General features: G+C 47.0%; 26 protein-coding genes. 12 read left to right on the forward strand and 14 right to left on the reverse strand.

The window, feature by feature from the left end; genetic code table 11:
• Positions 1-36 precede the first annotated feature (36 nt).
• Positions 37-942, reverse strand: a complete 906-nt coding sequence (locus tag AC3WTJ_RS16475) for a phosphotransferase family protein (protein ID WP_492522668.1) — start codon at positions 940-942, stop codon at positions 37-39.
• A 235-nt stretch (positions 943-1177) separates the two neighbouring features.
• Between AC3WTJ_RS16475 and AC3WTJ_RS16480 the strand changes: the two genes are divergently transcribed.
• A complete protein-coding gene (locus AC3WTJ_RS16480) occupies positions 1178-1681 on the forward strand; it encodes a DinB family protein (protein WP_492522669.1) in 504 nt (167 codons plus the stop codon).
• Between the two features lie 2 nt (positions 1682-1683).
• On the opposite strand, the gene AC3WTJ_RS16485 is transcribed toward AC3WTJ_RS16480, so the two are convergent.
• From AC3WTJ_RS16485 to AC3WTJ_RS16505, 5 genes are all read right to left on the reverse strand, one after another.
• Positions 1684-1869, reverse strand: a complete 186-nt coding sequence (locus AC3WTJ_RS16485; protein ID WP_492522670.1) for a hypothetical protein — start codon at positions 1867-1869, stop codon at positions 1684-1686.
• 90 nt (positions 1870-1959) lie between these two features.
• Positions 1960-3342: a sensor histidine kinase gene (locus AC3WTJ_RS16490; protein ID WP_492522671.1), complete on the reverse strand. Its 1383-nt coding sequence runs from the start codon at positions 3340-3342 to the stop codon at positions 1960-1962.
• The gene (locus AC3WTJ_RS16495; protein ID WP_492522672.1) at positions 3339-4019 is read right to left on the reverse strand and encodes a response regulator transcription factor; all 681 of its coding nucleotides are present in this window, start codon (positions 4017-4019) and stop codon (positions 3339-3341) included. The genes AC3WTJ_RS16490 and AC3WTJ_RS16495 overlap by 4 nt, the downstream gene beginning before the upstream one ends.
• A gap of 30 nt (positions 4020-4049) precedes the next feature.
• Positions 4050-5000: a magnesium/cobalt transporter CorA gene (gene corA / locus AC3WTJ_RS16500; protein ID WP_492522673.1), complete on the reverse strand. Its 951-nt coding sequence runs from the start codon at positions 4998-5000 to the stop codon at positions 4050-4052.
• 129 nt (positions 5001-5129) lie between these two features.
• Positions 5130-6413, reverse strand: coding sequence for an erythromycin esterase family protein (locus AC3WTJ_RS16505; protein ID WP_492522674.1), 1284 nt, complete (start codon positions 6411-6413; stop codon positions 5130-5132).
• Between the two features lie 240 nt (positions 6414-6653).
• Between AC3WTJ_RS16505 and AC3WTJ_RS16510 the strand changes: the two genes are divergently transcribed.
• Both AC3WTJ_RS16510 and AC3WTJ_RS16515 read left to right on the forward strand, forming a co-directional pair.
• Positions 6654-7238, forward strand: a complete 585-nt coding sequence (locus AC3WTJ_RS16510) for a P-loop nucleotide/nucleoside kinase family protein (protein ID WP_492522675.1) — start codon at positions 6654-6656, stop codon at positions 7236-7238.
• Between the two features lie 27 nt (positions 7239-7265).
• Positions 7266-8045 carry an APH(3') family aminoglycoside O-phosphotransferase gene (locus AC3WTJ_RS16515; RefSeq protein WP_492522676.1) on the forward strand — a complete coding sequence of 260 codons (780 nt, stop codon included), beginning with the start codon at positions 7266-7268 and terminating at the stop codon, positions 8043-8045.
• 416 nt (positions 8046-8461) lie between these two features.
• Here the strand turns inward: AC3WTJ_RS16515 and AC3WTJ_RS16520 are convergent, their stop codons facing one another.
• Complete coding sequence (locus tag AC3WTJ_RS16520) at positions 8462-10168, reverse strand: glycoside hydrolase family 2 protein (RefSeq protein WP_492522677.1); 1707 nt, start codon at positions 10166-10168, stop codon at positions 8462-8464.
• 113 nt (positions 10169-10281) lie between these two features.
• Between AC3WTJ_RS16520 and AC3WTJ_RS16525 the strand changes: the two genes are divergently transcribed.
• The 3 genes from AC3WTJ_RS16525 (at position 10282) to AC3WTJ_RS16535 (ending at position 12229) form a co-directional block, all read left to right on the forward strand.
• Positions 10282-11100 carry an AraC family transcriptional regulator gene (locus tag AC3WTJ_RS16525; protein ID WP_492522678.1) on the forward strand — a complete coding sequence of 273 codons (819 nt, stop codon included), beginning with the start codon at positions 10282-10284 and terminating at the stop codon, positions 11098-11100.
• Positions 11101-11178: 78 nt separating this feature from the next.
• Positions 11179-11685 (forward strand): CYTH domain-containing protein, encoded by a 507-nt coding sequence (locus AC3WTJ_RS16530; protein ID WP_492522679.1) that lies wholly within the window; start codon positions 11179-11181, stop codon positions 11683-11685.
• A gap of 40 nt (positions 11686-11725) precedes the next feature.
• Complete coding sequence (locus AC3WTJ_RS16535) at positions 11726-12229, forward strand: GNAT family N-acetyltransferase (protein WP_492522680.1); 504 nt, start codon at positions 11726-11728, stop codon at positions 12227-12229.
• Here AC3WTJ_RS16535 and AC3WTJ_RS16540 read toward each other — a convergent pair.
• Entirely contained in the window at positions 12221-13285 is a 1065-nt protein-coding gene (locus AC3WTJ_RS16540) for a ParB/RepB/Spo0J family partition protein (protein WP_492522681.1), read from the reverse strand. The genes AC3WTJ_RS16535 and AC3WTJ_RS16540 overlap by 9 nt on opposite strands.
• Before the next feature lie 27 nt (positions 13286-13312).
• On the reverse strand, positions 13313-14197 hold the full coding sequence (locus tag AC3WTJ_RS16545; RefSeq protein ID WP_492522682.1) for a helix-turn-helix domain-containing protein: 885 nt from the start codon (positions 14195-14197) through the stop codon (positions 13313-13315).
• 218 nt (positions 14198-14415) lie between these two features.
• Here AC3WTJ_RS16545 and AC3WTJ_RS16550 point away from each other — a divergent pair, with 218 nt between their 5' ends.
• Positions 14416-16710 carry a bifunctional diguanylate cyclase/phosphodiesterase gene (locus tag AC3WTJ_RS16550; RefSeq protein ID WP_492522683.1) on the forward strand — a complete coding sequence of 765 codons (2295 nt, stop codon included), beginning with the start codon at positions 14416-14418 and terminating at the stop codon, positions 16708-16710.
• Between the two features lie 54 nt (positions 16711-16764).
• On the opposite strand, the gene AC3WTJ_RS16555 is transcribed toward AC3WTJ_RS16550, so the two are convergent.
• The gene (locus AC3WTJ_RS16555) at positions 16765-17571 is read right to left on the reverse strand and encodes a histidinol-phosphatase (RefSeq protein WP_492522684.1); all 807 of its coding nucleotides are present in this window, start codon (positions 17569-17571) and stop codon (positions 16765-16767) included.
• A gap of 26 nt (positions 17572-17597) precedes the next feature.
• Positions 17598-18500, reverse strand: coding sequence for a LysR family transcriptional regulator (locus tag AC3WTJ_RS16560; protein ID WP_315953999.1), 903 nt, complete (start codon positions 18498-18500; stop codon positions 17598-17600).
• Positions 18501-18724: 224 nt separating this feature from the next.
• On the opposite strand from AC3WTJ_RS16560, the gene AC3WTJ_RS16565 reads away from it, so the two are divergent.
• Together AC3WTJ_RS16565 and AC3WTJ_RS16570 are read left to right on the forward strand one after the other, a co-directional pair.
• On the forward strand, positions 18725-20251 hold the full coding sequence (locus AC3WTJ_RS16565; protein WP_492522685.1) for an MDR family MFS transporter: 1527 nt from the start codon (positions 18725-18727) through the stop codon (positions 20249-20251).
• Positions 20252-20263: 12 nt separating this feature from the next.
• On the forward strand, positions 20264-20842 hold the full coding sequence (locus AC3WTJ_RS16570; RefSeq protein ID WP_407869313.1) for a PadR family transcriptional regulator: 579 nt from the start codon (positions 20264-20266) through the stop codon (positions 20840-20842).
• A 461-nt stretch (positions 20843-21303) separates the two neighbouring features.
• On the opposite strand, the gene AC3WTJ_RS16575 is transcribed toward AC3WTJ_RS16570, so the two are convergent.
• Complete coding sequence (locus AC3WTJ_RS16575) at positions 21304-22098, reverse strand: TIGR01457 family HAD-type hydrolase (protein WP_492522686.1); 795 nt, start codon at positions 22096-22098, stop codon at positions 21304-21306.
• Positions 22095-23786: a PAS domain-containing sensor histidine kinase gene (locus tag AC3WTJ_RS16580; protein WP_492522687.1), complete on the reverse strand. Its 1692-nt coding sequence runs from the start codon at positions 23784-23786 to the stop codon at positions 22095-22097. Before AC3WTJ_RS16580 ends, AC3WTJ_RS16575 begins: the two co-directional genes overlap by 4 nt.
• A gap of 286 nt (positions 23787-24072) precedes the next feature.
• Here AC3WTJ_RS16580 and AC3WTJ_RS16585 point away from each other — a divergent pair, with 286 nt between their 5' ends.
• Both AC3WTJ_RS16585 and AC3WTJ_RS16590 read left to right on the forward strand, forming a co-directional pair.
• Positions 24073-24531: a chemotaxis protein CheX gene (locus AC3WTJ_RS16585; protein ID WP_127458539.1), complete on the forward strand. Its 459-nt coding sequence runs from the start codon at positions 24073-24075 to the stop codon at positions 24529-24531.
• Between the two features lie 99 nt (positions 24532-24630).
• The gene (locus AC3WTJ_RS16590; protein ID WP_492522688.1) at positions 24631-25413 is read left to right on the forward strand and encodes an SDR family NAD(P)-dependent oxidoreductase; all 783 of its coding nucleotides are present in this window, start codon (positions 24631-24633) and stop codon (positions 25411-25413) included.
• A 51-nt stretch (positions 25414-25464) separates the two neighbouring features.
• On the opposite strand, the gene AC3WTJ_RS16595 is transcribed toward AC3WTJ_RS16590, so the two are convergent.
• Entirely contained in the window at positions 25465-25722 is a 258-nt protein-coding gene (locus AC3WTJ_RS16595; RefSeq protein ID WP_157326726.1) for a DUF2573 family protein, read from the reverse strand.
• A 288-nt stretch (positions 25723-26010) separates the two neighbouring features.
• Between AC3WTJ_RS16595 and AC3WTJ_RS16600 the strand changes: the two genes are divergently transcribed.
• A complete protein-coding gene (locus AC3WTJ_RS16600; RefSeq protein WP_246069395.1) occupies positions 26011-26532 on the forward strand; it encodes an RNA polymerase sigma factor in 522 nt (173 codons plus the stop codon).
• Positions 26533-26587: the final 55 nt, after the last annotated feature.

A 26587-nucleotide genomic window follows, 5' to 3' on the forward strand; every position in this document is an offset into this window, starting at 1 on the left:
ATCTTTTCATATAGGCACTTTCGACGACCACTACTCTCAATCCACCAGCCGCAAAAGCTCCGCCTTCACACTATCGTACGCGTTCCGATCGCCTTTTTTAGCATAAAAACGTAGACCGTCCACGCCTTTAAAAAGCAGCGCACACTTCAACCGCTCCTCGAAATGCGGAATGTCTCGCCCCTCGCGGGCCCAAGCGCTGCGCACCATTTCTGGAATTTGCAGCTGTGGCGTCCAGAGATGCTGTGTCGCCAAGTCGAACACGAAATCGCCATAGAAGGCCATTTCCCAGTCGACGATGCCCGTAACACGATGCCCGTCCGTCAGCATATTCCCCAGATGGAAATCGCCGTGCACGAGATATCGCTGCAGCGGTGAATAGGTCGACAACTCCATCATGATGTCATATAAGCGTTGAAAAACATCCTTTTCCAAGAAAGTGTCCGTAAATAACGTATACCAGTTATGCCAAAAGCCCGTCTGCTCTTCCCGAAAAAAGGAAGCCAGGAAATCAGGCCAACTCTCGTGAGTGCCGTCTCCCGAAGGTTGAATCCAGCCATACCCTTTGGTTTCACCAAGCTGAACTTCATTCATAATTTTAAAATGGTGGAGGAGATCAGGAAGAATCATCCTAATTTCGGCTTCCGGATAGGAGATGATGGTACGTCCCGGTACCTTTTCGGCAATGGAAAAGTATAGCTCTTCGTTCGCACGGCCAATCTCCAGAACACAAGGAACCGGCAGACCCTGGGGTGAAAATATGTCATGCACATAACGCTCTCTGACAAACCCTTCACGGCCACTGTTAAAATGAATGATAAATTCCTCATCGTGCTGAGCGTAGCTGAACACCTTGCTCACTTCGCCTTGCTCAATCGGCCGCACATCGGTCACGGGTTTGTTCAAAAACTGCTGCAAGAAAGCTTCTGCTGATCGGGTATCCATGTTGGGTTTAATCCCGGACATTTGCCATCACCGTCCCTTATTCATCCTATGTTTTTTATTCGCAGCCTGACTATATGAAACATGAAGCAGGATACTTTCTAGTCTATCACGAAAATTTAAAACAGGAAAAATAAAACAATTTTCTGAACTAATAACTGACAGTATGCTGTCAGGGATCCTCCTGTATGATTATGGTAACAATGAGAAATGGCCTTGAGCCAAAGGAGAGATACTTATGACGCAGCAAATACGGAACATGTACGATTTCCATGTATGGGCGAATCAAACGATGTTGACCCACTTGAAAAAGTTAGGAAAAGATGTGTACACACGCGAGATTCAAAGTGTTTTTCCTACGGTGTCGAAGGTGATCGCACACATCTATGTTGTGGATGCCGGTTGGTTAGACATGATGCAAGGTAAAAGCATGAATGAAGCCATGACGGATTCGGTTCAGTTGACGGCTGATGCAGAGTCCAAGAGCATGGAGGAGCTTGAAATAATGTATGTTCAATTATCGGAGAGGTTCAAAGCCTACTTGGATAAGCAAGCATCTTTGGAGGAAACGATTGTGCTGGATAATCCTTATGCAGGGGTGCGGGAAACCAGCCGTGCGGAAATGCTTCTTCAAGTGGTCAATCACGGCACCTATCACCGGGGAAATATTACAGCGATGCTGCGCCAAATGGGACATGCCTCTGTAATGACGGAGTACGGTCTGTACTGGTACGCCGGATAGCTTTAGTTCATGTTCTCCATAGCTTGAATCGCATAAATCAGCTCAACATGCAAAAAATCGAACCATCTGACATATGTTTGAATAGGCACGGCATACCAGACTAACACAGTTAAAATGATAGCAAATAACAGCAGTTCATAAGCAGTGAACCACTTCAATGAACCCAATAAATCTCCAATCATGCTCATGTTCCAGCTCCTTCATCTGAGGCTTGCGTTGATTCTCAAGATTAGAAAAGAAATATGAACGGGGCGTGAACGCCACAAATACCGGCACCATCAGGTACCGGCTTTTGTTGAAAGCGTGTTTGGCGGAGTACTAGGAATATGCAGAGTGAACTTCGTCCCTTGTCCGACTGTGCTTTCTACTTCAATGGTTCCATGATGATGCAGGACAATTTGCTTAACAATTGCGAGACCTAGACCACTTCCCGGACTGTTGCGAGATCTATCCGTTTTGTAAAACCGTACGAAGATTTGATTTAATTCCTCAGGCGTCATACCAATCCCTGAATCTTTTATGATAACGGTATACGAATGGCTGTTTGCGAGGAGTTCGATGCAAATTGTCCCATTGTCAGGCGTGAATTTGATGCTGTTTCCAAGCAGGTTAATCCACACTTGATTGAGTTGATCGGCATCTGCCGTAATTTTCGCGCCTATGGGCAGCTTCAGGTCGATCCGAATATGTTTGACAGACCAAAGCGGCTCGCAGGAAACAACGACCTGTCGGATTTGCTCATCAAGGTTAAATGTTTTTGCTACAAAAGGATGATGCTTGGATTCAAGAGAAGCAAGCTTGAGTAGATTATCGCTAAGCCGTGACAGCCTATCGCTTTCCTTCAGAATGATGTCCAAATACCGTCCGCGTTTCTCCGCTGTTACCAGATGGTCGAGCTTTAGTGCCTTCGCAAAACCCGAGATGGACGTTAACGGCGATTGTATCTCATGGGAAACATTGGAGACAAAGTCCTGTCGCATCGTCTCCAACTGTTTTAGCTCACGGGCCGTCTCGTTGAAACTTCGGGCAAGAATCCCTAGTTCGTCTTTTCGCTTAAGCTTCAATTCCACATCAAAATCGCCCTTAGCGAGCCTTTTGGTTGCTTTAGTCAATAGTTTAAGGGGCCTCACCAAGAATCGGGCGGCAATCAGAATACATAAGCTTCCTATAACAAGCACAAGAAACAGAATAGTGATCAACAACCGGATTACGGCCTTTTCATTTTTGGTGGAAGATTGCAAGAAGAGGGCATAGTTCTTACCTTCAAACGCAAACGGAAGCCCGACATACAAGTCCCCTTCTGATTTAACCTTCGATCGGTATCGTGTGCCTTCCAGCACCTGTTGGACGGGTTCCTTGTCAATCGCAATGAACTGCTCTTTATTGTCTGAGCCATATAGTTTCTTTTCGCCTGAGGCAGTAAAGAGTTGAATCGGGTACACCGTTAACTGGGATGCTTTTTCCATGAATGCTTCCAGATCTTGAGGCTGTGTTTGTTTATAAAGTTCGACGATGTTGTCGCTTACTTTGATCATGTCGTTTTGTCCCAACTCGTTTAACTCTTTTTGAAATATAGCAATTCCGATAATAAAAGAGGAGATTAAGCCGATTACAATCGCAGCTAAAAAAGTGAGCACTATGCGTACATATAAGCTTTTCATCCTGCCACAACCACAAGTCTGTATCCGAGACCACGCGCCGTTTCAATGTAAAAGTGTTTGATATCGCTGGCGAATCTCTGCCGCAGCCTCTTGATGTGCACATCGACGGTCCTGTCATCGCCTTCATAGTCCATTCCCCAAATTTGAGTGATCAGCTGCTCTCGTGTGAAAATTTGGCCAGGGTAGCTGGCCAGCTTGAACAGTAACTCGAACTCTTTTAGAGGAAGGGCTTGTTCCTCATTCCCGCGAACGACTTTGTAGGTACCCAGATTTAGCAGTACCTCACCCAATTGTATGACCTTGGAGGATGAGATCCGGGATCGCTTCAACAGTGCTTTGATGCGCAGCACAAGCTCCACCGGATCGAACGGCTTCGCCAAATAATCGTCTGTCCCTAGCTGGAAGCCCTTTACTTTATGCGTCGATTCCCCCTTGGCCGTCACCATTAGAAGGAGTATATGAGGTTCTCGCTTTCGGATTTCTTTGCACAAATCCCAACCATCCACCAGTGGCATCATAATATCAAGAATGACAAGTTCAACGACCGTATTTTCCAGAATAGAGATTGCCTGCTCTCCGTTCTCCGCTTCTATAATATCGAAGCCTTCATTCTGTAGAAAGAGGCTCATCAGCTCGCGAATGTGCGCATCATCATCAACAATAAGTATTTTGCTCATTTACCATCCGACTCCTTTTTATGAGATAAGCTACTTAAACCAGCCTTTTTTCCAGAACCAGGCGAACATGCCAAGCCCTATGCCGAACATGATGAGGAGGATGGCAAAATACCCCCAATGCCATTCTAATTCGGGCATGTGAGCAAAATTCATCCCATATATGCCGGCAATGAATGTCAAGGGCATGAAGATCGTGGTTATCACCGTCAATGTTTTCATAATCGAATTCATGCGATTGGAATTCAAGGAGATGTAGCTGTCACGCATATCGGCTGTCATGTCGCGGTTGGATTCAATCATCTCGGAAAGCTTGAGCAAATGATCGTGAATGTCCGTAAAAAATACAATGTGCTCACGAAATTGTTCAATCCGATCGGTATTGATGACCCTATATAGAAGATCGCGCATAGGCACGATGGTCCGGCGTATTTTTAACAACTTGGAGCGAATTTCAAAAATATCATTCATGAGCACTTCAATGGACTCGGAGTGCACATTGTTTTCGATTTCATCCAGCTGATCCTCTAATTGATAAACACTGGGAAAATACTGATCAACCAAGTTGTCGAGCACTAAGTAGGCGGCATAAATATGGCCTTCACTTCGCAGATTTTCTTGCTCGGACAGACGGCACCAGGCATCCTCAATTTCTCTGGACTCATGCTGATGGAAGGTGACGATAAAGTTGCTCCCCAGAAACATATCCACTTCTTCTGCATCCAGCGTCTTCGCATTCATCGCATGCATGACAAAGAAATGGACATTTTCATAATGGTCCATTTTCGGTCTTTGCAGCAAATAGAAACAGTCTTCAATAGCCAATGGGTGAAAATGAAAATGGTCTTTGAGCTCCAACGCTTCTTCTTCACTGGGATTGTGAAAATCGACCCAATACCACTTAAACTTGGGGTCATCGAGCTGGCGAAGAGGAACATCGTGATGTACGGTAAAATCAGTCGTAACCGCTAATGAACGAATCATAATAAAACTCCTAGGTTGAAATACGTTATTAACTACATATTTTACCATACAAAGAGGCGAGATCAGAATTTCCTGGGCAATAATCGGGCGATTTTTGTGGGAAAAACAAGAAAAAGTGCTCGTGCGAATTCACACGAGCACTTTTTCGATGGTAAGCGGATGAAGCGCATGGCTTTCATCCACATGCACGAAGGCGTCGTACCGCCGCGCCATCACCGAGGGAACGTAGTTCCCGCGTTCATAGGCTTGGCGGTACACGACCCCGATGGCACGGTGCCCCAGCACCTCGTGCCCGAGAACCGGATCCTCCCTGCGCAGCAGGAGGATCTGATCGCGCGCGCCGGCGCGGTGCATGAGCTCCTCCCAGCTGCCCGGTTGGGCAGCGGGCACGTGCATCGCCGCCACCGGCGCGCCCCAATCTTTCGCGGCTAGAACCGTGCCGCGGTAAGTGCCGAAGCCGATGGCGAACACATCGGCTTCGCCGTGCGCTTCGCGCACGAGCTGGCCGACGTTCACCATGCCGTCGGCCAGCATATCCGTTGCACGCGCATCGCCGATGTGCGTGTTATGCTCCCAGACGATGACCTTGGCGTCTGGGCCATGGTACTGCACGAGGCGGCGCAGCGCCTCGGTCATGTGTCGATCGCGGATGTTCCACGATTCCGCGTCGTGGCGGACCATGGTGCGGTAGTAGTCCTCCGCGTTCACGGCAACAAGCGCGTTGAGTTCCGCGCTAAGGGCCGCTTCGCTGTCTTCGTCGTACCGCACGCGCTTCACGTGAAGCTCTTGCAGTAGCTTCACGACCTCGTCTTTGCAGCTTTCTCCGTAGAAAGCTGCGGAAGCGCCATAGTTTTGCCCCTCCTGATCATAGGAGTCAAAACAGGCGAATGCTGAACGTGCGATCGCGAGCTGCTCCGGCGTGCCTTTTTCCAGCAAATAACGTTGTATTTCTTCGAAGGACTCCCACAAGCTATAGACGTCGAGACCATAGAAGCCTACGCGCTGATCCATAGGTTTATCTTCATTGTGCTGCTGGAGCCAATCGACAAGTTGGCCGACTTCCTCATTGGCCCACATCCAAGTCGGCCAACGGTTAAATCCTTCTAATACTTCACGCGTGTTTGCTTTTGCATCTTTATACTGCTTGACATAACGGTTGACCTCGTAACAGGAAGGCCAGTCGCCTTCGACGGCAATAAAGGAGAAACCTTTCGTTTGTACAAGCTTGCGAGTTAACTCCGTTCGCAATTTATAAAACTCGGATGTACCATGCGTTGCCTCGCCCAACAGCACATATTTCTTATCTCCGATGGCCTCAATAAGATCATCTAGATCATCTGGCGTGTTAAGAGGAACAGCCTGCTGTTTGATTTGTTCCACGATGGCTTCTTGGATGTTCCCGTTCATCTTCATGGTTATCTGGCAAACTCCTCTCCTCTGGATTTTCTTCTGTAGTATGTACAAATTTGGCATGATCAAAAGGCGGTTCGTCATAAAACCATTTTTTTGTAACACAATTGGAATATTTCTGTTACAGTCCTCTAATATATGTGGGGTATTATAATAAACAAGACCCCCTTTTTTAATATAAACTTTGGACCTGGCCCCGTTGGCTAGGTCCCTTTTTTAGCTCTGGAGGTGAAGCTCGTGCTCATGTCAAAACCTTTCGTCATCATCATTAACGGACTTCCCGGCACAGGAAAAACAACCTTAGGTAAGCGGCTTGAACAAGACCTGCGTATGCCATTATTCTCGCGAGATGGTATATATGAAACCCTTTACGATGCGTTAGACTGCCAGAATAAAGGTTGCCCCCCTTTGATGGCACCGGCCTCTTTTACCATGCTTTATGCCATTGCAGGCACTTTGTTATCAGCGGGCCAATCCATGATCATTGAAGGATTTTTTGGCCGACCTGAGTTAAGAAGCGCCGAATTTTTGAATTTACAGCGTACTTCCGGATTCGAACCCATTCAAATTCTGTGCAGAACGGATGGGAAAGTGCTTCTGGAGCGGTTCCTGACACGTATGGGGGCAAAAGAGCGCCATGCTGCTCATGCTGATTTGGAATGGATTGAACAGGAGGAAAATAAAGCAAGAATCTTGCGGGGCGACCTTACACCGCTTACTCTTGGTGGTACAATGATAGAAGTGGACACAACGACTCCTGACAGTTTTGATTATGCTCTTTTGATTAAATCGATAAAGATGGTTTTGTTGAACTCTCAAGACAACTAACTCAAAAGCGGAGTGGGGGATCTCAGTTTGCAAACTATAGCGCTTCCAGAGGATTTGTCGAAATTGACAAACGGTTACAACTGGCAAAAAATTACCCTTGGTTTATCTCAGTCTCAAACGTACTTCTTGTCAGGTGCCTCATCTAACTTATACATAAAAATCCAGTCCCGCACGGCAGTAGAAAGTCTTCATCACGAGAAGGAACGGCTGGTTTGGCTACAAGGTAAACTGCCTGTCCCAGAGCTTGTATATTATGGACAAGACGATGCCAATGAATACTTGCTAATGACGGAGATTGAAGGAGTCAATGCTTCGGACAAGTCCTATGAAAACATGCTGCCGCAATTAATGCAGCAATTAGCCAATGGACTTAGAAGCGTTCATGAAGTCCCCGTTCATGGCTGTCCTTTTGATCAAACGCTGGAGTCGAAGATCGTTGAAGCTACAAGACGGGTGGAGCAGCAGCTTGTTGATGAAGATGATTTTGATTCGCAGAGACAAGGAAGAAAAGCTGCGGATTTAGCGCAGGAGCTTCTGCGCCTGAGGCCTGAGACCGAGGATTTGGTTTTTACGCACGGCGACTACTGCTTACCCAATATCATCCTCAAGGATGGCAAGGTGCACGGTTTTATTGATTGGGGCAGGGCGGGGATGGCAGATCGGTATCAGGATATAGCCCTGGCGATTCGAAGTATCCGATATAACTTTGGCCATGCATATGTGCAAACTTTCCTGGATGCTTATGGCCTGCCAACGATAGATGAAGCAAAAGTTCATTATTATCAACTCATGGATGAGTTTTTTTGAATGAAGAGGAACTACAGTCCGCTATTTGTCCGAAAATGGCGAGATCACAGTTCGAAGGGAACTACGGTCCTCTAATTTGCTGATTTCGGCCGATATACAGCCATCTGGTAACAAATAAGATTCTGTAGTTCCGCTCACCTGAGAATAACGGCTTATTTCGCTCAAATAGAGCCCTGTAGTTCCCCAACTTGAGGTGCTGAAGCCGATCGCGAGATTTAGAAGTTGCATTTGACATACTGATTGAAACGGGGTTGCACTAGAGGTACTGGGGTTGTACGCGAGATCTCGGAGGTGCACTTAAGCTACCAAGCCCATTTTGAGCTGTTGAAGTTAGATGCTACAGTTTCACTCGAAATTCCGCCCGCCAACCCCGCAGCAAAAAAAGGACCCAGCCATCAAGGCAGGGTCCCTTCCTATTATCGCTTCGAACGATAGATATCCTTCACAATCCGATAAGCCAGCTTAGGCTTGCGGTATTCATTCAGCAATCCTTTGTTATTAAAGCTTCGCGCACGATCGCGGAAGTAAGGGCGGTCGCTGCGCACATCGACGCGGATGTCGGCGAAGTGCCAAATCAGCGTACCGACGATGCGCGGATCGTCGCGGAAAATGTGCAGCGCCTGCTGCACAACGTCAGCTTGGTAATCTTCGCTGAACAAGCGCGGCTCCCAGCCGGCGTCTCCAAAAATACCGGCCGCACCGAACTCGCTCATGATCAAAGGCTTATCTCCAGCGCCTTGCGCTTCCGCATTGCGGTAATAATTTTGCAGCATATCGCGGAACCCGTTTACGTTCCCTTCGTACCAGCCGTAATATTTATTGATGCCGATAACATCGAAGTAAGAAAGGACGATATCTTCCACAGGGTGCATGGTGGCATAAGTGACTAGACGGCTTTCATCCATGCTGCGGATTTTACCTACGAACTTTTTCGTTAGCTCAAGCGCCTCAGTCGTGCGTGTATCGATTTCATTATGAGCTCCCCAGAAAATAATCGAAGGATGATGATAATCGCGGGTAATCATTTCATCCAGCATTTTAACGCCACGTTCTGCAAAAAGAGGGCTGGCCAGCGTATCTGTGCTCATGAAACAGCCCCACATCGGGATTTCGCTCCACAGAAGCATGCCGTGTTCATCCAGCAGATCCATCCAGAACTGGCTTTGCGGATAATGCGAACCGCGCACGATGTTACAGCCTAGATCCTGCAAAATGCCAAGGTCTTTCAGCATGAGCTTAGGCGGGAAAGCAAAGCCCCACTCCGGATGCTCCTCGTGTCGATTAACCCCTTGCAGATAGAGCTTTTGCCCGTTCAAAAGGATTTGGCCATTGTCGACGGCAACTGTTCGGAATCCTGTACGGTCGATAAGGTCATCTTCGCCAGCCTGAACGGTGAACGTATACAGTTCGGGGCGGCCTACATCCCATCGACGGATGTTAGCGAGGGTTCCACGCAGGGTTAATTGTGTGGATTGGCCTGCTAGCAGCTGCACGGTGACAGCGGGAAAAATGAGTCCACTTGTAGAAGCGTTAACCTCGACTTCACTGTCTGTATCGCTTAGCGAGTTGACCTGTACTTGCAAGCTGATATCCGCTTGATCACCTGTCAAATGGTAATCGATTTTCATCGTATCAATATAGACGTCAGGCAGCTCTTGCAGCTCTACGGAACGGATAATACCGCCGTAGGAGTACCAATCCGCCACATCGGTAGGCAGTGTCTGCCAGTCCAAAGTGCTGTCCACGCGAATAATAAGTTCATGCTGGCCTTGGGCCAAATGCGGAAGCAGCGTACTAAACTGTGTATACCCACCAAAATGATAACCAAGATGCTGACCATCCACATAAATATCGGCATGATGAAGAATGCCCTCAAAGATCATACGAATATTGCTGTCTTGGGTTGTATCAAAATAGGTACGGTACCATGCAACGCCAATGTATTCGAATAAGCCTAATTCATTATTCCAACAGGAAGGAACAACGAGCTTACGGGAATCGGAAGGAAATTTCTTGTACCATTCCTCTGTAGTGCCTAAATTGCTTGGATCTGTGACAAAATCCCATAGTCCATCAAGTGTGCGTGTTTTGCGGAGGATGTGTTGTCCAAAAGTACGAATCAAAGGAAAAATCCCCTTTCATGTCTGTTTCGTAAAGCGTATCATGGAGGAATGGGGATAATCTATGGATAAAGGGTAATATCATTTGTCAAAATCGCTTTGCAGGTGGTGGTTATATGGAATCGAAAGCTCACAGAATTTATCATCTTCGTCTGACCTATGAGAAGCTTCCTGTGCCTGGGTGGAAGGATATCCGCAATACGATGGATGTTCATTCGCTTTACTGGATTATGAGCGGGGAGGGGGAATTCTCGCATTCACCGGATGAGAAACCCATTCAAGTGAGAACAGGGACGCTGATCTATCTCAAGCCGGGTTTTACCCTGACGATGTCATCTTCCATAGACCAACCGCTTTACATCCGTATGCTTTTATTTGATGCTTTCGATGTACCTTATGAGCAGGCCATTTGGCAAAAGCCTGTGTACCTGGACACGCTGAACTTGCCTTTTATCAAACTATATTCTCCGGAGCAAGCGGTTTGGATTCATGAGCAGTTTAAGCAAATGTGGTCGATCCAAGGGACCGATCCGCATGAGAGACAAGCGGAGTTTCAATACGTGCTCTCCAAATTGCTTCATTATATGAGAGATACGCAGGAGTCGACGGACCCGTATATGAAAGCTTTTCAACAAGCAAAGTTTTGGATGGAAACCTGCTACAACCGTCCTCTCAAAATGGAGGAGCTGGCGCGGAATTTTCACATCTCCGTTTCCCAATTGCGGAAAATGTTCATGCAGCAGATGGGCATATCCCCCAAGGAGTATTTGAACCGAATTCGCAATGAGAAAGCCAAAACACTGCTGCTGCTGACAGAGGAACCCATGAAAGCGATCGCGGTCGCTTGCGGCTTTGCCGATGAATTTCATTTTGGTAAAATGTTTCGGGCATGGAATGACATTTCCCCAGCTCGTTTCAGAGCCTTGTACAAATAACTGGCATCAGGTTGCGCAAGCATTTTTATGGTAAAATGGTGGTTAAAATAAAGATTGGTTTGGGAGAGGGGCTTACCTATGAGTGCTGAAATTGAAAAAAAATTTTTATTGCCTGCATTCCCTGCGAGTGAATTAGAGAATCAAGATATTAAGCTGGTGTCCAAGCAGTACATTTATCAAACGTATTTGGCTTTTTCGGAGGATCAGGAAATTCGAGTGCGAAAGCTAGTCGATAGCTCTGGCGAGTCGCATTTTACGCATACGTTCAAGTCCGGTCATGGGATGGTTCGCGAAGAAATTGAGTACAACATCTCTGAAACGGTGTATAAACAACTTTTGGAACACACAGGTTTGATTCCGTTAGAGAAGATTCGTACTACGGTAGAACATGCGGGACTTTATTATGAAATTGATGAATACAAGCAAGTGGATTTGGCAGTGGTTGAGGTCGAGTTTCCAAGCATTGAAGCGGCGGAGCAATTTGAAGCGCCAGCTTGGTTTGGACGCGAACTTGGCTCAGAGGACGAATACCGTAATAAATCGATGTGGGTTGCCTTGCAAAAAAAGTCGGCCATGGGAGATTAGAGCACATTAGAGCATTCAGTTGAAGGAGGATCCATTGATTTTGGACATACAACGATTAGGGGAGCAGGATGTGCCGCAGGTGCAAGCCCTTTTGATGGATGTGGTTTCACGGCTGCCGTCCAGTGCTTATTATTCGACGGATCGTTTAGAAGCGTTATATGAATATGTTGAGCAAAAAGGCGAGATGTACGGCGCTTATCAAGGGCATACACTCGTTGCTTATACGGTGATTGCATTCCCTGGGCTAAGCGCCGGTAATCTCGGACGTGAGTTTGGCGTGCCGGAGGCAGAGCTGCCAAGAGTTGCTTCGCTGGAAGGGTCCATTGTCCACGAGTCGGTGAGAGGACAAGGACTGCAGCGGCGTTTTCATGCCTGGAGAGAACAGCGAGCACGGGAGAAAGACATGCTCTATTTATATGCGACCGTTCATCCAGACAATGTGATAAGCCGGCAAAATTTAGAGTCCGCTGGATTGACGCTGCAGTTCTCCCGCCCGATGTACGGTGGTTTACCAAGGCACTGTTATGCGAAAAAGTTATTTTGAATAAGCCAATTCTCTGACTTTTTTCCACTGGCTTAATTGCTTTTCCAAATGCTCGACTAACGTATCGACATCGTTTAAAAACTTGTCTTTTTCGCTGGCGTCGAGCTTGGAAGCATCGCTCTGCAAATCGCTCTCTGTTGGAGCTTGTACAACCGAGAGAAGCTGCTGCAGTTTCATTTGAATAGGGGCCACTGCCATTTCCATTGCCGCAGTCTCAACACGTTGAGATTGGCTGCTTGGCAAGTGCCCGCTTTGCTCCGCCAGTGGCGTATCGATCCCCGTGCTGGCTTTTTCTGCTTTTTGCGCTTTGGCCGGTGCCTTTGCCGGAGCAGGCTTAGCCCGTTCGGCGCGGTTGTTTTGAAAAACAGACCACGTTTCGACCAATTCGTGCCCCGATTTGTACAAAAGCTTCCCTTTCGTACTCTCCGAAATTTCTTTATCTTTGAACATTTTTGCGATTTTCTTCACATCGCTTACCGGCATTTCGTCTCTTGCAATAATCAAGGCAAGCGGGTCGCGATGCTCGATGGCGAGATCTTTGATAGGCAGCAGTTGATCTTCGGTCAGCTTGTCCTTGCGAATTTCCGTGCCGCTGACGATCAGCTTTTTGACGGCGTTGCCGAATTTTAACAGATCACATTTATTTTTGATATAGGACTCAGGTTTGCCAAGTTTGCTAGAGAGGTACTTAATAGAAGAACTGAACTTCGCATCGTTCATCAGCTTATGGAAAGCCTCGGCTTCCTCAATCGGCGAAAAGCCTTCCCGCGTCAAATTCTCCGCAATTTGCTCCAAATAAATTTCCATCTCATCTGTCACATTAGATACAATGCAGGACATGGTAGGCTTTCCAAGCATTTTACTAGCTTTATACCTGCGGTTTCCATAGATGATTTTGTAGCGATTGTTTGCTGTTGTTCTTACTTTAATGGGAGACAGCAAACCAATTTCCTCAATACTTTTCATAAGTTCTTGAAGGGCTTCTTCATCGAATTGATATCTGGGCTGGTCCGAGTCTTCATCAATTAATGCGATAGGAATTTCAATAATATCCATAACATATCTCCAATCGTTCAGATTCATCTAAAGCGCGACATTGCGTTGTTTAAACTCCGTTGGGGTCAATCCGGTAACCGCCTTGAAATTTCTGCAAAAATAATGAATGCTGGAATACCCTAATTTCATGGCTACGGCTTCAATGGTGGATTCGTGCAGCAAAAGCAGCTGCGCTTGCTTCACTCTTTCCAGAACCAAATAGTGCTTGGGGGCATAGCCGGTTGCTTCGCGGAACAACTCTGCGAAGTAAGTGGGATGATAGCCGCTTATAGCAGCAAGCTCGGGCGTTGACCAATTGCGGGACGCATCCTGCTGAATCGCTTCAATGGATGCTGCAATTTTGCTATGTTCGGTTGCAGCGCGAAAACGTTTGTCCATTTGATAACGCAACAAAGTGGTAAGGATTTGAATGAGGTAACCGCGGGCAATCGAACCGTAACCAGGCTCCTGATGGACGAATTCCTTGGCGATCCGCGCAAACAGGCTTTCCAGCTGCGTAAACTCGTAGAAATGCCACATATCCACATCCCCGTGGCCTTCCACATGAACGGTATAGGTTTTGGCAGGTTTTACTAAATGCTCTCTCGTATGTAAAATGATTGTCGGTTCTGGGTGTATGGCTTCGGTCGAGGCGGAGTCCCAGCTAAAATGGATGCTCCCCAGCGTCGAGGGACCGTCGGAAGAAATGGTTAGTCGATGCGGTGTGTCTGAGCCATAGAACAGGCAATTCCCAGGCAGCAAATTCAGGCATTTGCCTGCGAATTCAAAACTGGCGGAACCAGCGATCAAGAGGATGAGCTGGCAGTCGGGAATGGTGCGCGGCCCCCAGAACGTACCTGCAGGAGCTTGAAAATAATTACTGAAATTGACCGTAGGACGCAGATTTCCGAGAGATCCGAGATGCGTCTTCATGGACATCCCCCCACAAGGGTGTGACTTGCCTCTATTGTTTCACACTATCTGTGAAAAGTGCAAGACCTATTCGGACTGTAAACTCTTTTCTATGTCCTGATTTTGGAAGTCATCCATTTCATATAAAAAGATTGATCTAGCGGTTCGCAGATGAAATAATAGAGAGGAGATGTCGAATTATGACGTTTAAAGTTTAAGGATGACGGGAGTAGAGTCTCATGAAAACGATGCAATACACGATTATAGCTCTAGTTTTCGTCATATTGGTCTCATCTTCCGAGTTTGTTCTCGATAAGTACAGAAACTCCTTATTGAATGAGCTTAGAATGACCGAACAGTCGCAATTATCCTCAAGGGCATTGGTATTGCAATCGGTCATTGACCGCAATTTTAACTTAATGGTCAGTCTGGAAGCGTATGTCAATTCAAATTATTTGCAAAACAAAGATGATCAAGAAGTGTTGAATTACATTGCTTCTCTATATCTTGGCGCTCAAGCTTCTACACTTAATCTACTTATCGCCCCCAAAGGGATTGTAAAGGCCGTTTTTCCGCTTAAGGGCAATGAAAGCATAATGAATTGGGATTTGTTGAACGACCCTCGTCCGAACGTACAGCAGCAAATTGTAAACGCGCTAACAACGAAGAGGATGACCATGGATGGTCCGTTTAAGCTGCTGCAAGGGATGGACGGATTAGTTGCGCGCAAAGCGATTTATCAAAACGGGGAATTCTGGGGATTCGTATCCGTTGGAGTCGATGTGGATCAATTGCTTGCGGAAGCGGGCATAAAAAACGGGGACCCCAGAAATGATCGGCTTGCGATCCGCGATCCGGGTCAACCTGCCTTTTTCGGGGATGATTCGGTCTTTCAAGAGAGGCATACGAAGGCCAACATAGAACTTGCGGATCATCATTGGGAGCTGGGTGCGCTTCCTCCGAACAGTGCGGTTGAGAGCATCAAGCAGCAGATTTTAGTGACACGAGCTTCATTCATTACGATATTGGTTCTCGGCCTGCTCTTTTTCCTTTATATGCTTAGACAGCGGGATACATTAAGTAAAGCAGTGAATGAGCGAACGCAGGAATTGCAGCTCGCCAATGAAGATTTGACGGCGGTGAATGAGGAGCTGCTAGCCGGGCAGCAGGAGCTGCAAGAATCGACCAAAAGACTGATGGAGTCCGAACAAATGCTTTCCTATCTGGCCTATCATGACGTACTGACAGGGATTCATAATCGTAGGTATTTTCAAATGGTTTTGAAGGAACAGATCGTCTATAACGAAATCAGCCATACCTCGCTGGCGGTGCTGTTTTTTGACTTGGATAACTTTAAAATGGTCAATGATTCGCATGGCCATCATATGGGCGATCTGATGCTGCGTGAGGTTGTCAACCGGATTCAGCAATCCGAGCTCCCCTTTCACACCTTCGCCAGATTCGGCGGGGACGAGTTCGCGATCTTGCTCGAAGATTGTGCAGATGATCAGGACGTCCGGCATTTTTGCGAGCAACTGATTGAGATTTTGAAGCCGTCGTGCCTGTTATCGAGCCGTGCTTTTTTCATCAGTGCAAGCATCGGGATCGTGCAGTATCCTTATGGCGGATTGACATGGGAATCCCTGCTTAAAAATGCGGATATCGCCATGTATATGGCCAAAAAGGAGAGCGGCAGCTCCTATAGCTTCTTCGATAAGCAAATGGCGATGAATTCCCTATCGAAGCTGGAAATGGGGAACCACCTTCGTCAGGCCATTGAGCGGAACGAACTTGAGATTGTCTATCAGCCGCAGATCGATTGCCATCTGGGTAAAGTCATAGGTGTTGAAGCCTTGCTGCGCTGGAACCACACGACGAAGGGCTACATTCCCCCTTCAGATTTTATTCCAATTGCCGAAGAAATGGGTTTTATTGTCACTATCGGCGAATGGGTGATGCGGGGGGCCTGCATGCAGATGAAGGCTTGGCATAACATTTTGCAAGAACCATTGACAGTATCCGTTAATCTCTCCGTTAAACAGCTGAATGATGAACGTTTTGTCGATAAAGTGATTCAAATTTTAGAGGAAACAGGCCTGGAGGCCAAGTATCTGGAAATTGAAATTACCGAAAATGTCGCGATGCGAGATGATCAGCTGGAGGCTCTCGGGCGTTTGCGCAAGTTGGGCATAGCGATATCCGTTGACGATTTCGGCACGCATTATTCTTCGCTCAGTTATTTAAAAAGGTTTCCCGTTACCAAAATCAAGCTGGACCAGTCGTTTGTTCGCGGCGTACACACCGATGACAAGGACCGGGCTATGATCAAAGCGATCATTTCGGTGGCCAAATCGTTCCAACTGCAAATTATTGCTGAAGGAGTTGAAACGGAAGAGCAGGCCAGATTTTTGGTCGCGAATGGCTGCAGCCAAATTCAAGGCTATTACTTCTTCCAACCGATGTCGGCCGATCAGACGCAGGTTATCTTGCAGATGAGTATGAAACCGAAGCTCAGCTTTATGAATGCTATTTAAATGAAAAGAGGCTGCACCGGAGTAGAATCATCTACTTGCGGGGCAGCCTCGTTTTTATAGAGGAACAACTTGTTTTTGTTTGTTTTTGAAATAAACCCAATGTTTGAAGCCGATCTCTTTCAGCGTTTTGCTTACTTCATCCCAATCATCGCCAACACGGCTTGGAATATGAGCATCGGAGCCAAACGTTACCTCGACGCCGTAGTGAAGGGCTTGCTCTAGCATCGCGTGCGAAGGGTACCAACCGCCTACGTCTTTGGTTTTGCCTGACGTATTGATTTCGATCGCTACACCGGATTCGCCGATGACTTTTAATGTTTCGTTGACGGCTGGCGTCGGAATGTCAGAGAAAGCTGGGTAAAAGCCTTTCATAGCATCAATATGCCCAAGGATGTTGAACATGCCGGAGCGGGCGGATTCCGCAATAAGGCGATAGTACTCTTCCTTCTGCTCGATTTTCTGCGCGTCATTCAAATCCTTCCATCTGTTGCGATTAAAAATACTGACGCCGCCGGACAAATGCACCGAGCCGATGATGTAGTCAAACGGGTATTTGGCATACTCCTGACGGTAGACATCAACATGCTCAGGGAAATAATCGGATTCTACGCCTAACAGGACATCAATTTTACCTTCGTATTCTTTTTTCAGCTGAAGCACTTCCTCGATATAGCGGGGGAATTCACTTTTGGCCATGGCGATTAAAGGTTGTGCGTGATCTTCCGGACTTCCGAAATAAGGGGAGTGGTCAGAGATCCCAATCGCCTTCAAACCGCCGGCAATAGCGGCTTCGATATAGTCACGAATTTTATCCTGGGCGTGCCCGCAACGGTCATGATGGGTATGTAGGTCGAATTTCATACGAGAATACCTCCTAAGCTTGTTATTTATTCTGAGCCAAGAAATTGCGTTTCCGGCATCCCTTTTAAATCTCGAAGGAACTGCTGCATGGCAGAATTTAAGTAACGTCCCGACTTATATACTACACCTACAGGATGGGTAATATCCAACTCATTTACTTTCACAATTTTCAAAGTGCCGTGCCGCAGTTCATCCGCTACAGACAGCTTGGAAATGATGGCGACGCCGAGGTTTAACTCAACCATGCGCTTCACTTCTTCACTGCTGGACAACTCCATGACAATATGAGGCGCGACATCATAGTTTTTGAAAACCTGATCGACAAAGCGGCGCCCAGCGGTCTCTGGAGAAAGCATGATGAATGGGATATTGCGCAGTTTTTCAATGGATAAATGGGCGAATCGGCTGAGTGGATGCTGCGTCGATACAACGAGCTCGAAATTGTCATAATACAGCACGGAAGTTTCCAAGGCCTGATTTTTCTCAAATAAATAAGTAATCCCGATATCGATTTGACTATTCTCAACGGAGGTCATGATTTGCGAAGAGGTCATGGAGTGAATGGTCGTTTTGATCAAAGGGAATTGGTCTTGGAAATAAGAAAGCACCCGCGGTAAAATTTGCATGGCAATGGAGGTCGTCGTGCCGATGTGGATATGGCCTTGGGGTGTTTGGTGTAAATCTGACAAGCGCTGCTTGAGGTCACTGGCGATCCGCAGCATTTTCTCAGCATGCTCCAGAAATAGCTTTCCGCTATCGGTTAACGTGACAGGCTGGTTGCGATCGATGAGAATCGTGCCGAATTCGTCTTCTAGGCTCTTGATTTGCGCGGAAACGGCAGGTTGGGTCAAGTTAAGAATTTCGCCAGCTTTGCGGAAGCTCATCGTCTTGGAAATCGTGAGCAACGTTTCCAACTGGTTCATATTCATGCGATTACCTCCTGCTATTCAAATTGTAATTACAAATAAAATTTATCGAAATTGTAAAGGGCATAAAAACCTTTTCTAAGCTTATTATATGATAGGAAGGAGGGGGTCGGCAATGTCTCCCGGAAAACTCGGACAACGGCCTGTCGAATTTCATTGCCATATACTCAAATTTGATTATAATAATTAGTATATAATCAAATTGAATGGTAAAGGAGATTTATTTCATGTCGTTAACACGCAAGTCTAACCCTACCTGGACAGTCGTCGGGTTGATGTTAGGACTTTTGCTGGCTGCGCTGGATCAAACAATTGTTTCTACAGCGATGCCAACCATTGTGTCCAAACTAGGGGGATTCAACCAGTATGTCTGGGTTTTCTCAGCTTATTTGATTGCTAACGTGGCAGCCATGCCGATTTTCGGAAAGCTCTCGGATATGTACGGCCGTAAGTTATTTTTTATCATTGGGATCATCGTATTCATGATCGGTTCTGCGCTTTGCGGAACCGCCACATCGATGACTCAACTCATCGTGTATCGCGCGATTCAAGGTATCGGAGGCGGCGCCTTGATGCCGATTACCTTTGCGATTATTTTTGATATTTTCCCACCGGAGAAACGGGGTAAAATGCAAGGGCTTTTCGGGGCCGTATTCGGTTTATCGAGCGTGCTCGGTCCGATCATCGGCGCTTATTTCACGGACTATGTCACGTGGGAATGGATTTTCTTCATTAATCTACCGCTCGGCATTGTGTCCTTGTTGCTTATTATTTTCTCCTACCATGAGTCTGTGGAGCACAGCAAAGCCAAAATCGACTGGAGCGGTACCATTTTACTGACAGCAGCGATTGTGTCCCTGATGTTTGCCCTAGAGCTTGGCGGTAAAGACTATGCATGGGCTTCCTGGCAAATTATTAGTCTTTTCGCAGGGTTTGCTGTACTGTTGGCCGTGTTCCTGACGGTTGAAAAATTTGCAGCCGAACCGATCGTTCCGCTCGACCTGTTCAAAAACCGCCTGTTCACCGCAAGCATGGGTGTCAGCTTCGCTTACGGGGCTGTTTTGATTTCAGGGGGGACGTATATTCCTTTGTTTATTCAAGGTGTATTTGAAGGCTCTGCAACAAGCGCGGGGTCTACACTCACGCCGATGATGCTGGGTGTTGTTGTCAGCTCCGCACTAGGCGGACGTTTCATAGGAAAATTCTCTTACCGTAACGTGATGCTCGTATCCGTAGCATTGTTGATTGTGGCGACATCGCTTTTGGGTAGCATTTCGATCGATTCCAAGCGTTGGGTCATCACGACTTTTATGATTCTAATGGGACTTAGCATCGGAGCATGCTTCCCGATTACTTCTATGTCCGCTTTGCATAAAGTAGACTTCCGGCGCAGAGGTACAGTGACTTCACTTGTTAGCTTCTTCCGTTCCGTAGGTTCCGCCATTGGAGTTGCGGTATTTGGTAGTATTCAGGTAAACTCACTTAGAGATAACATTACACAAACCCTACAAGATCCGGCTATGGCTGAGAAGTTTCATGATGCGCGCGCCTTGCTGCAGCCTCAGGTTCGTGCCAACATTCCTGCCGATGTGCTGCACAAGCTGCTGACCGCACTTGCGGATTCCATTGCAGTTGTTTTTCAAACAACGATTGTTTTAGCAGTCATTGGACTCGCGTTTATCTTACTCATGGGGAATGCGAAGCTGGAAGTGGGGAAAGCTCCTGTCAAAGGGAGTGCACCTGCAGGTCACTAGGAGGTAACCGCTATGTCGATGAAGCTCGTCATACTTGGTCTGTTGATGGAAGCCAACCGGCATACGTATGAAATTCGGCAAACGATGAAAGAAAGAGGCATGCATAATTATATGAAGCTGCAAGACGGCTCGCTTTATTATGCGATGGATCAACTGCGTAAAGACGGTCATGTGGAAGCACTTGAAGTCGTGCGCAATACGAATCGACCGGAGAAAACCGTCTTTCAAATTACAGAGGCTGGGAAGCTTAAATTTCAAGAGCTGTTGATCGAGCAGTTTCATGAAGAAATCAAACACTATCACCCGCTCTACGTCGCTCTGCCATTTTCCGTGCATGGCGATCAAGCCAAAATAGCCGATATCTTGGAAAATAAAATATTGGCTCAGAAAATGAGCATGAACCGAATGAAAAGCTTGTATGAAGAACATCGGAACGTAGTTCCTCGCGTTATTTTACAGATGATGATTGGCACCTATAAACGTTCGTTCAGCGAGTTAAAATGGCTGGAGCAGCTGCAAAAGGATGCAAGGGAAGGCCGCTTGCAGGAAAAGGGCTCCCCGCCCGAGGTGGACTGGGACCATTTGGATTGATCGTGCGTAATCGGAAACATGCAGAAATAGCAAGCCACAAGCCGTAGCTAACCAGAAGATACAGCTAGCCACAAATTGCAGCTAAATCGAAAACCTTCAATTCCACACGCAGTGTGGATTGGAGGTTTTCTGTTTTGCGAGTGTCCATCCAGATGCAAAGGGAACTACGGTATGCTATTCCGTAGAAAAGGCGCATTTTCCACCCATGAGGGGAACTGTGGTCCGTTATTTTGCAGGAATGCCCTGAAAATCGGATGATAGAGGCCGAATAAAGCCCTGTAGTTCCGCTCCAAGAGGAAACAACGTGTTTGTCCTGCTAATAGAGGCCTGTAGTTCTTGTAAGTAAAAACCCTAGCGGTATTCCCGCTAGGGTTATTGAAATTTGTTGGCGGCAGTTAGGTGGAAGATAGCGGCATGGTGTGTAATGTGATGGTAGAGTGGAAACCCTCGACCTCAGCGGCTTATATCCCGCCAAGCCTACTAAACTGCGCGATGAGATGTGCCAAGTCATCGCAAACCAGGTCCGGCGCCACGCCCGCCGACGCCATCTGCTCGTGCACGTTCTCCGGCGTTGCGACGCCGGTCAGCACGAGCGCCGTGCGGCACCCCGACACCACGCCTCCGCGAATGTCGGTATGCACGTTATCGCCGATGACCCAGACATCGGCGGCAGGTAGACCGAGCCGCTCGATGGCGTAAGCCATGATGATCGGCGAAGGTTTCCCGATCACCACCGGCTCCACGCCGGAGGCGGCGGTGATCGAAGCGGCCAGGGAGCCAGCCCCTGGCATAAGACCTCCATCCGACGGCAGCATGCGGTCGGGATTGGTTAACACATAGGTCGCGCCGGCCTTCAGGTGGCGGACCGCTTCGGTCAGCTTCGCATAAGTGAAGCTGCGGTCAATGCCTTGGACGACGTAATCCGGAGGCGTCGTCCCCTCCATATCGAAGCCGGACGCCTCCAGGGCGATCCGCAGTCCGGCTTCGCCGACCATATGCACGCTGCGGCCCCGGCTCTGCTCAGTCAAGTACTTGGCGGCGGCCTGAGAGGACGTATAGACCGCCGCCGCCGGCACTTCAATGCCGAATGCCAGCAGATGTTCGGCGACTTGCGCCGGTGTACGGGACGAATTGTTCGTCACCAATAAGTAGGGCAATTGGTGCTGCTGCAGCCACTGAATGAAAGCAGCTGCATGTGGAATCGGTTCATGCCCCCGATATAACGTACCATCCAAATCTATGAGAAAACCGTTCATATTACAGACACTCCTTCGGTTATTTTAACTTGTGTGGAAGGAAGTGTAATTTCAACCGTCGTTCCTTCTTCCAACTTACTTTGAATTTCCATCATGCCCCCGTGTGCTTCAATAATACGGTAGCATACCATGAGGCCAAGACCGGTGCCTTTTTCCTTGGTGCTATAAAAAGGTTCCCCCAGCTTGGGCAGCCGCTCTGGTGCAATACCGCACCCTTGATCGATGAAACGGATGGTGATGTTTTTCTTAGCGGCATCGGCTGCAGCTTCGATACGCATTAAACCGCCCTCTTCCATGGACTCCAAGGCATTTTTCAAAATATTGATGAAAACCTGTTTAATTTGCCTTTCGTCGCAAGAAACAGGGGGCAGATTAGGCTCAATATCGGCTTCGATTTGAATATTTTCCAATATCGCTTGGGGTTGCAGCAGCTCGATCGTGCTAATCACAATAGAGTCAATGGTTCGGGTATCAAAATTAGTAGCCTGCGGTTTTGAGACGAACAGGAACTCATTCACGATAAACTCAATGCGCTGCAGCTCTTTTTGCATAATTTCTATGTAATATTGCTCTTTTGTACTGTTTGTTTTCAATAATTGCAGGAACCCCTTCAAAGCTGTTAATGGATTGCGGATTTCGTGAGCCACCCCAGCCGCCAGTTGGCCTACAGCTGATAGCTTATCCGATTTGATCAGCAGCTCCTGGGTCTTTTTTAATGCGGTAATATCTTTAAATGTAATAACGGTACCGAGAATGTGCCCCTTCTCCTCCAGGATGGGACTCGACATGAACTCGACAGGGAAGGAAGTGCCATCCTTTCTCCAGAACAGGTCCTCTTTCATAATAGGAGCATCCCGATTTAGAATCGTGTTCAAAACAGGACTTTCTTCACGCGAAAAAGGAGTGCCGTCGGCCTTCTCAGGCCGAATTAGATTATGTATTTGCCTGCCGAGCATTTCATCTACTTTCCAGCCGGTTATCGTTTCAGCAGCTTGATTCCAGAAGATTGTGCGCCCACTCATATCAATCCCATAGATGCCTTCGGAGACGGAATTGAGGATGAGCTGATTTTGTTTATAGAGTTTGTCGATAACTTTTTTCTGTTCTTTTACTTCTGTCAGGTCCTTGAGAATCGCGTAAATCCCTACCACCTGACCGTCGACTTTCGTCGGAACGAACGTTACATTCGAAGGGATCGGAATCCCGTTTTGATGGATAAAAGCAGCCTCGAAATTTTGCGGCATCCCGGCTGACGCCACTTGGAAATGATGCAAGGCTTTAAGCAAATCAGGCGGGCTGATCATTGGGATAAAAGAAGTCGTGGCGTTCTCGCGCCCAAGACCCAGGAGGCTCTCAAGCCCGTGATTGGCTGACAGCACTTCACCGTCCAGGCTAAAAGAAATAATCGAGTCCGGATGATTGTCGTATAGAGATTGGTACCGCTCAGCGGTTTCCAGAATGGAAGTTTCTCCTTTTTTGATTCTTCTGAGCCCGTATAAGGCCACTCCGAGCATCGCGCATAGTACGACAATATCGATAGCCAGCCCAATGGGACGGTGCTCGACTACATATGGAAGCTGATGAACGATGAAAAAGTTCGTACCGATTAGCAGCAGAGCGATAATATGATAGACAAGCGTAAGTTGATATAACGTGCAATGTTTTATTGTCGTTTTCTGTTTCATCATGGTTGCCTTTCATCGCTCCTTTAAAAGGACGAATACCCTGCAAGCCTATCAGGATTCGACACATATTTATATATTCTTCCAGATTACTTGCTGTATTTCCTGCTGATAATGATCCATAAATCCAGATTCGACAATTTTAGTATGAAGGCAGGAAGAGTGTCTGTATGTGAGTATAAGGAACTATTTTATGAAAAAATACAGTATACTTGTCCTAGTATTTTAGGTATAATGTTGAAAAAGGTCGTTTTTGGTGGAACTTATTCACAAATGAGATCGGAGCGGAGCTATGAAGGCTGAGTACATTAATCCTTTTTTGGAGTCGGCTAGAATTGTCATCGAGCAGGTTGCTAACATTCGCCCAACTACAGGGCAGCTCGGCGTCAAAGACGTCAAATTTGTGGAAAAGTATATTTGGATCCAAATCGGGATGACCGGACAAATGGAAGGCGATATTGTATTCGGCTTGGCCGAGGACGTCGCTTTGAAGATGGTTTCCGCGATGATGGGCGGGTTTGTAATTACGGAGATGGACGAAATGGGCAAGAGCGCTATATCGGAGCTAGGCAATATGATTAGCGGGAATGCAAGCACCATGTTGTTTAATCAAGGCGTAAGGGTAGATATCACGCCTCCGAAGCTGGTTCAATCAGCGACGGCTGCCGGTTTTGTGCCGAAGAGAGCGCTGACGATCCCTTTGATTATGGATAGCATTGGGGAACTGGACATTCAAGTGTTAATTACGTAATATGAATATGGAATGAAATGTTGTATACATAAGCTAGAATGAATGGAGTACTGCGAATAGCGGTTCTCTTTTTTTTGTAATTTACTGGAATGGGGAGAAATGACGTTGAACATTTCGAACAAAATCGTCTTGATCACCGGAGCGTCAAGCGGCATCGGCGCTGTCATGGCACAGCAATTTGCGGCGATGGGGGCGATTCCCATTTTGACAGCCCGCAGTACAGACAAGCTTGAGTCGATAGCTGCAGGCATTCAGGGCCAGCATGCTGTTTACGCGCTTGACGTTACGAATACTCAGCAAGTACAGGACGTAGTTAGTCAGGTTATTGCGAAGTTCGGACGTATCGATATTTTAATCAATAATGCGGGTTACGGGATATTTGAGCCGTTCGCCGGTGCGCCCCTGGCACATTTTGAGGATATGATGAACGTGAACTACATGGGGGTTGTCCGCTGCACGCAAGCTGTATTGCCTCATATGTTGAAGGCGGGGAATGGTCATATTGTTAACATAGCGTCCATGGCGGGGAAAATCGGTTCGGCCAAATCTACGGGCTACTCGGCAACGAAACATGCGGTGCTTGGTTTCACGAACAGCTTGCGCCAGGAGTTAATGCGAACAGGGGTTTCTGTGACGGCGATTAATCCGGGTCCGATCTCCACACCTTTTTTCGATAAAGCAGATCCGAGCGGGAACTACGTTAAAAATGTAGCATGGTTTATGCTCAAACCGGAGAAGGTTGTGAAAGAACTGATCCATGCCATTGAGAAGAAAATACCGGAGAAAAATCTTCCCTTTGTAGCGGGCGTTGGCATTAAGCTGTTTCACTTATTTCCTCGGCTATTCGACCGTTTGGCATCGGGGATTTTAAATAAAAAATAAGCGGGTCCCGGTCTATGGACTGGGAATCCGCTTTTTTTCATGGTGAGCGAATTACTTCGACTCAGGCTTGTTAGCTTGCAGAGCTTGATTCAAATCACGAATCTCTTCGAAAATTCGACGCACTTCCGCTTTGCTTTCGGGATGCGTTTGATTCCAATGAGAAGTCAGGGCCGGGAGCGATTTATGAACATGATTAAAAAATGCCCATACTTTTATTTTCTCAAGCATTTCAGGCGATGTATCTCCCGTAATGAGTTCTGCGGTTTTTAACACAAGTGCGTTGAATTCTTTCTCAAAATCTGTATTCATAGTTTCATCCCTTCGGATGGAAAATAGTAAGACACTTTTAGTTTATCTGATGATGTGACAGCTGTCAAAATAGGGCGGCCCATGTCCATAGCTCGAAAAAAACCAACATAAGCACTAAGTGGGTTTTATTACCATATTACAAACTTTTTATTGTTGTTTACTCCCTTGCTTTGCCCTAAAATAAGGGTAAGAAACAGAGAATGTTTTTACCTGGTTGGCTAGGGGGCGTTTATTTCGAAGTCTCTCAAACTGTTATTTAGCAGTGATTTTTACACTTTAGAGAAGAGCGTGCAGGAACAGATATATCAAGAGTTTTATCTACTCGTCTATCCGATGATTTATTTTATACTTAGGGATCATGCGGCCGTGGAGGATATTATTCAAGAGTCTTTTCTTCGAGCTGTGCGGAAGGCGCCGCTGCTTCAGGATATTGATAAATATGAAAGTTGGGTCAAGAAATTGACCCGGAATGTCACGCTGAATCATCTTCGCAAGCACAAACGTAACCGCGATGAGCTAGAAACGGAACTGATGCTGTGCATCAAGGAAACGGCACCTACCTCGGATTATTTGGGTTCCCTGGATCAAGAAGTCGAGCTGAAGCTCATGCGGGAAGCCATCATCTCTTACATTAATCAGCTAACCCCCTCCTACCGTCAAATTATTGCAATGAAATGGATACATAATTTATCTTACAAAGATATGGCGATTGAATTAGGGGTCACTGAGGGTGTAGTGCGGCAGCGGCTATTCCGGGCCAGAGATGTCATCAAGCAGAAACTGCTGGAAGAATGGGGAACGGGAAAATAAGAGTCCAGATGGACTCTTATTTCTGCTTATAGGGAGAGAGTGGGCCGTCTAAGTT

Source organism: Paenibacillus sp. FW101-FHT12H11 (assembly GCF_058790355.1).

Excerpts from the sequence above, each read along its gene's own strand:
- AC3WTJ_RS16475 (WP_492522668.1), bottom strand. The coding sequence starts at position 942 with ATGGATACCCGATCAGCAGAAGCTTTCTTGCAGCAGTTTTTGAACAAA.
- AC3WTJ_RS16480 (WP_492522669.1), top strand. The coding sequence starts at position 1,178 with ATGACGCAGCAAATACGGAACATGTACGATTTCCATGTATGGGCGAAT.
- AC3WTJ_RS16485 (WP_492522670.1), bottom strand. The coding sequence starts at position 1,869 with ATGAGCATGATTGGAGATTTATTGGGTTCATTGAAGTGGTTCACTGCT.
- AC3WTJ_RS16490 (WP_492522671.1), bottom strand. The coding sequence starts at position 3,342 with ATGAAAAGCTTATATGTACGCATAGTGCTCACTTTTTTAGCTGCGATT.
- AC3WTJ_RS16495 (WP_492522672.1), bottom strand. The coding sequence starts at position 4,019 with ATGAGCAAAATACTTATTGTTGATGATGATGCGCACATTCGCGAGCTG.
- corA (WP_492522673.1), bottom strand. The coding sequence starts at position 5,000 with ATGATTCGTTCATTAGCGGTTACGACTGATTTTACCGTACATCACGAT.
- AC3WTJ_RS16505 (WP_492522674.1), bottom strand. The coding sequence starts at position 6,413 with ATGAAGATGAACGGGAACATCCAAGAAGCCATCGTGGAACAAATCAAA.
- AC3WTJ_RS16510 (WP_492522675.1), top strand. The coding sequence starts at position 6,654 with ATGTCAAAACCTTTCGTCATCATCATTAACGGACTTCCCGGCACAGGA.
- AC3WTJ_RS16525 (WP_492522678.1), top strand. The coding sequence starts at position 10,282 with ATGGAATCGAAAGCTCACAGAATTTATCATCTTCGTCTGACCTATGAG.
- AC3WTJ_RS16530 (WP_492522679.1), top strand. The coding sequence starts at position 11,179 with ATGAGTGCTGAAATTGAAAAAAAATTTTTATTGCCTGCATTCCCTGCG.
- AC3WTJ_RS16540 (WP_492522681.1), bottom strand. The coding sequence starts at position 13,285 with ATGGATATTATTGAAATTCCTATCGCATTAATTGATGAAGACTCGGAC.
- AC3WTJ_RS16545 (WP_492522682.1), bottom strand. The coding sequence starts at position 14,197 with ATGAAGACGCATCTCGGATCTCTCGGAAATCTGCGTCCTACGGTCAAT.
- AC3WTJ_RS16550 (WP_492522683.1), top strand. The coding sequence starts at position 14,416 with ATGAAAACGATGCAATACACGATTATAGCTCTAGTTTTCGTCATATTG.
- AC3WTJ_RS16555 (WP_492522684.1), bottom strand. The coding sequence starts at position 17,571 with ATGAAATTCGACCTACATACCCATCATGACCGTTGCGGGCACGCCCAG.
- AC3WTJ_RS16560 (WP_315953999.1), bottom strand. The coding sequence starts at position 18,500 with ATGAATATGAACCAGTTGGAAACGTTGCTCACGATTTCCAAGACGATG.
- AC3WTJ_RS16565 (WP_492522685.1), top strand. The coding sequence starts at position 18,725 with ATGTCGTTAACACGCAAGTCTAACCCTACCTGGACAGTCGTCGGGTTG.
- AC3WTJ_RS16570 (WP_407869313.1), top strand. The coding sequence starts at position 20,264 with ATGTCGATGAAGCTCGTCATACTTGGTCTGTTGATGGAAGCCAACCGG.
- AC3WTJ_RS16575 (WP_492522686.1), bottom strand. The coding sequence starts at position 22,098 with ATGAACGGTTTTCTCATAGATTTGGATGGTACGTTATATCGGGGGCAT.
- AC3WTJ_RS16580 (WP_492522687.1), bottom strand. The coding sequence starts at position 23,786 with ATGATGAAACAGAAAACGACAATAAAACATTGCACGTTATATCAACTT.
- AC3WTJ_RS16585 (WP_127458539.1), top strand. The coding sequence starts at position 24,073 with ATGAAGGCTGAGTACATTAATCCTTTTTTGGAGTCGGCTAGAATTGTC.
- AC3WTJ_RS16590 (WP_492522688.1), top strand. The coding sequence starts at position 24,631 with ATGACGTTGAACATTTCGAACAAAATCGTCTTGATCACCGGAGCGTCA.
- AC3WTJ_RS16595 (WP_157326726.1), bottom strand. The coding sequence starts at position 25,722 with ATGAATACAGATTTTGAGAAAGAATTCAACGCACTTGTGTTAAAAACC.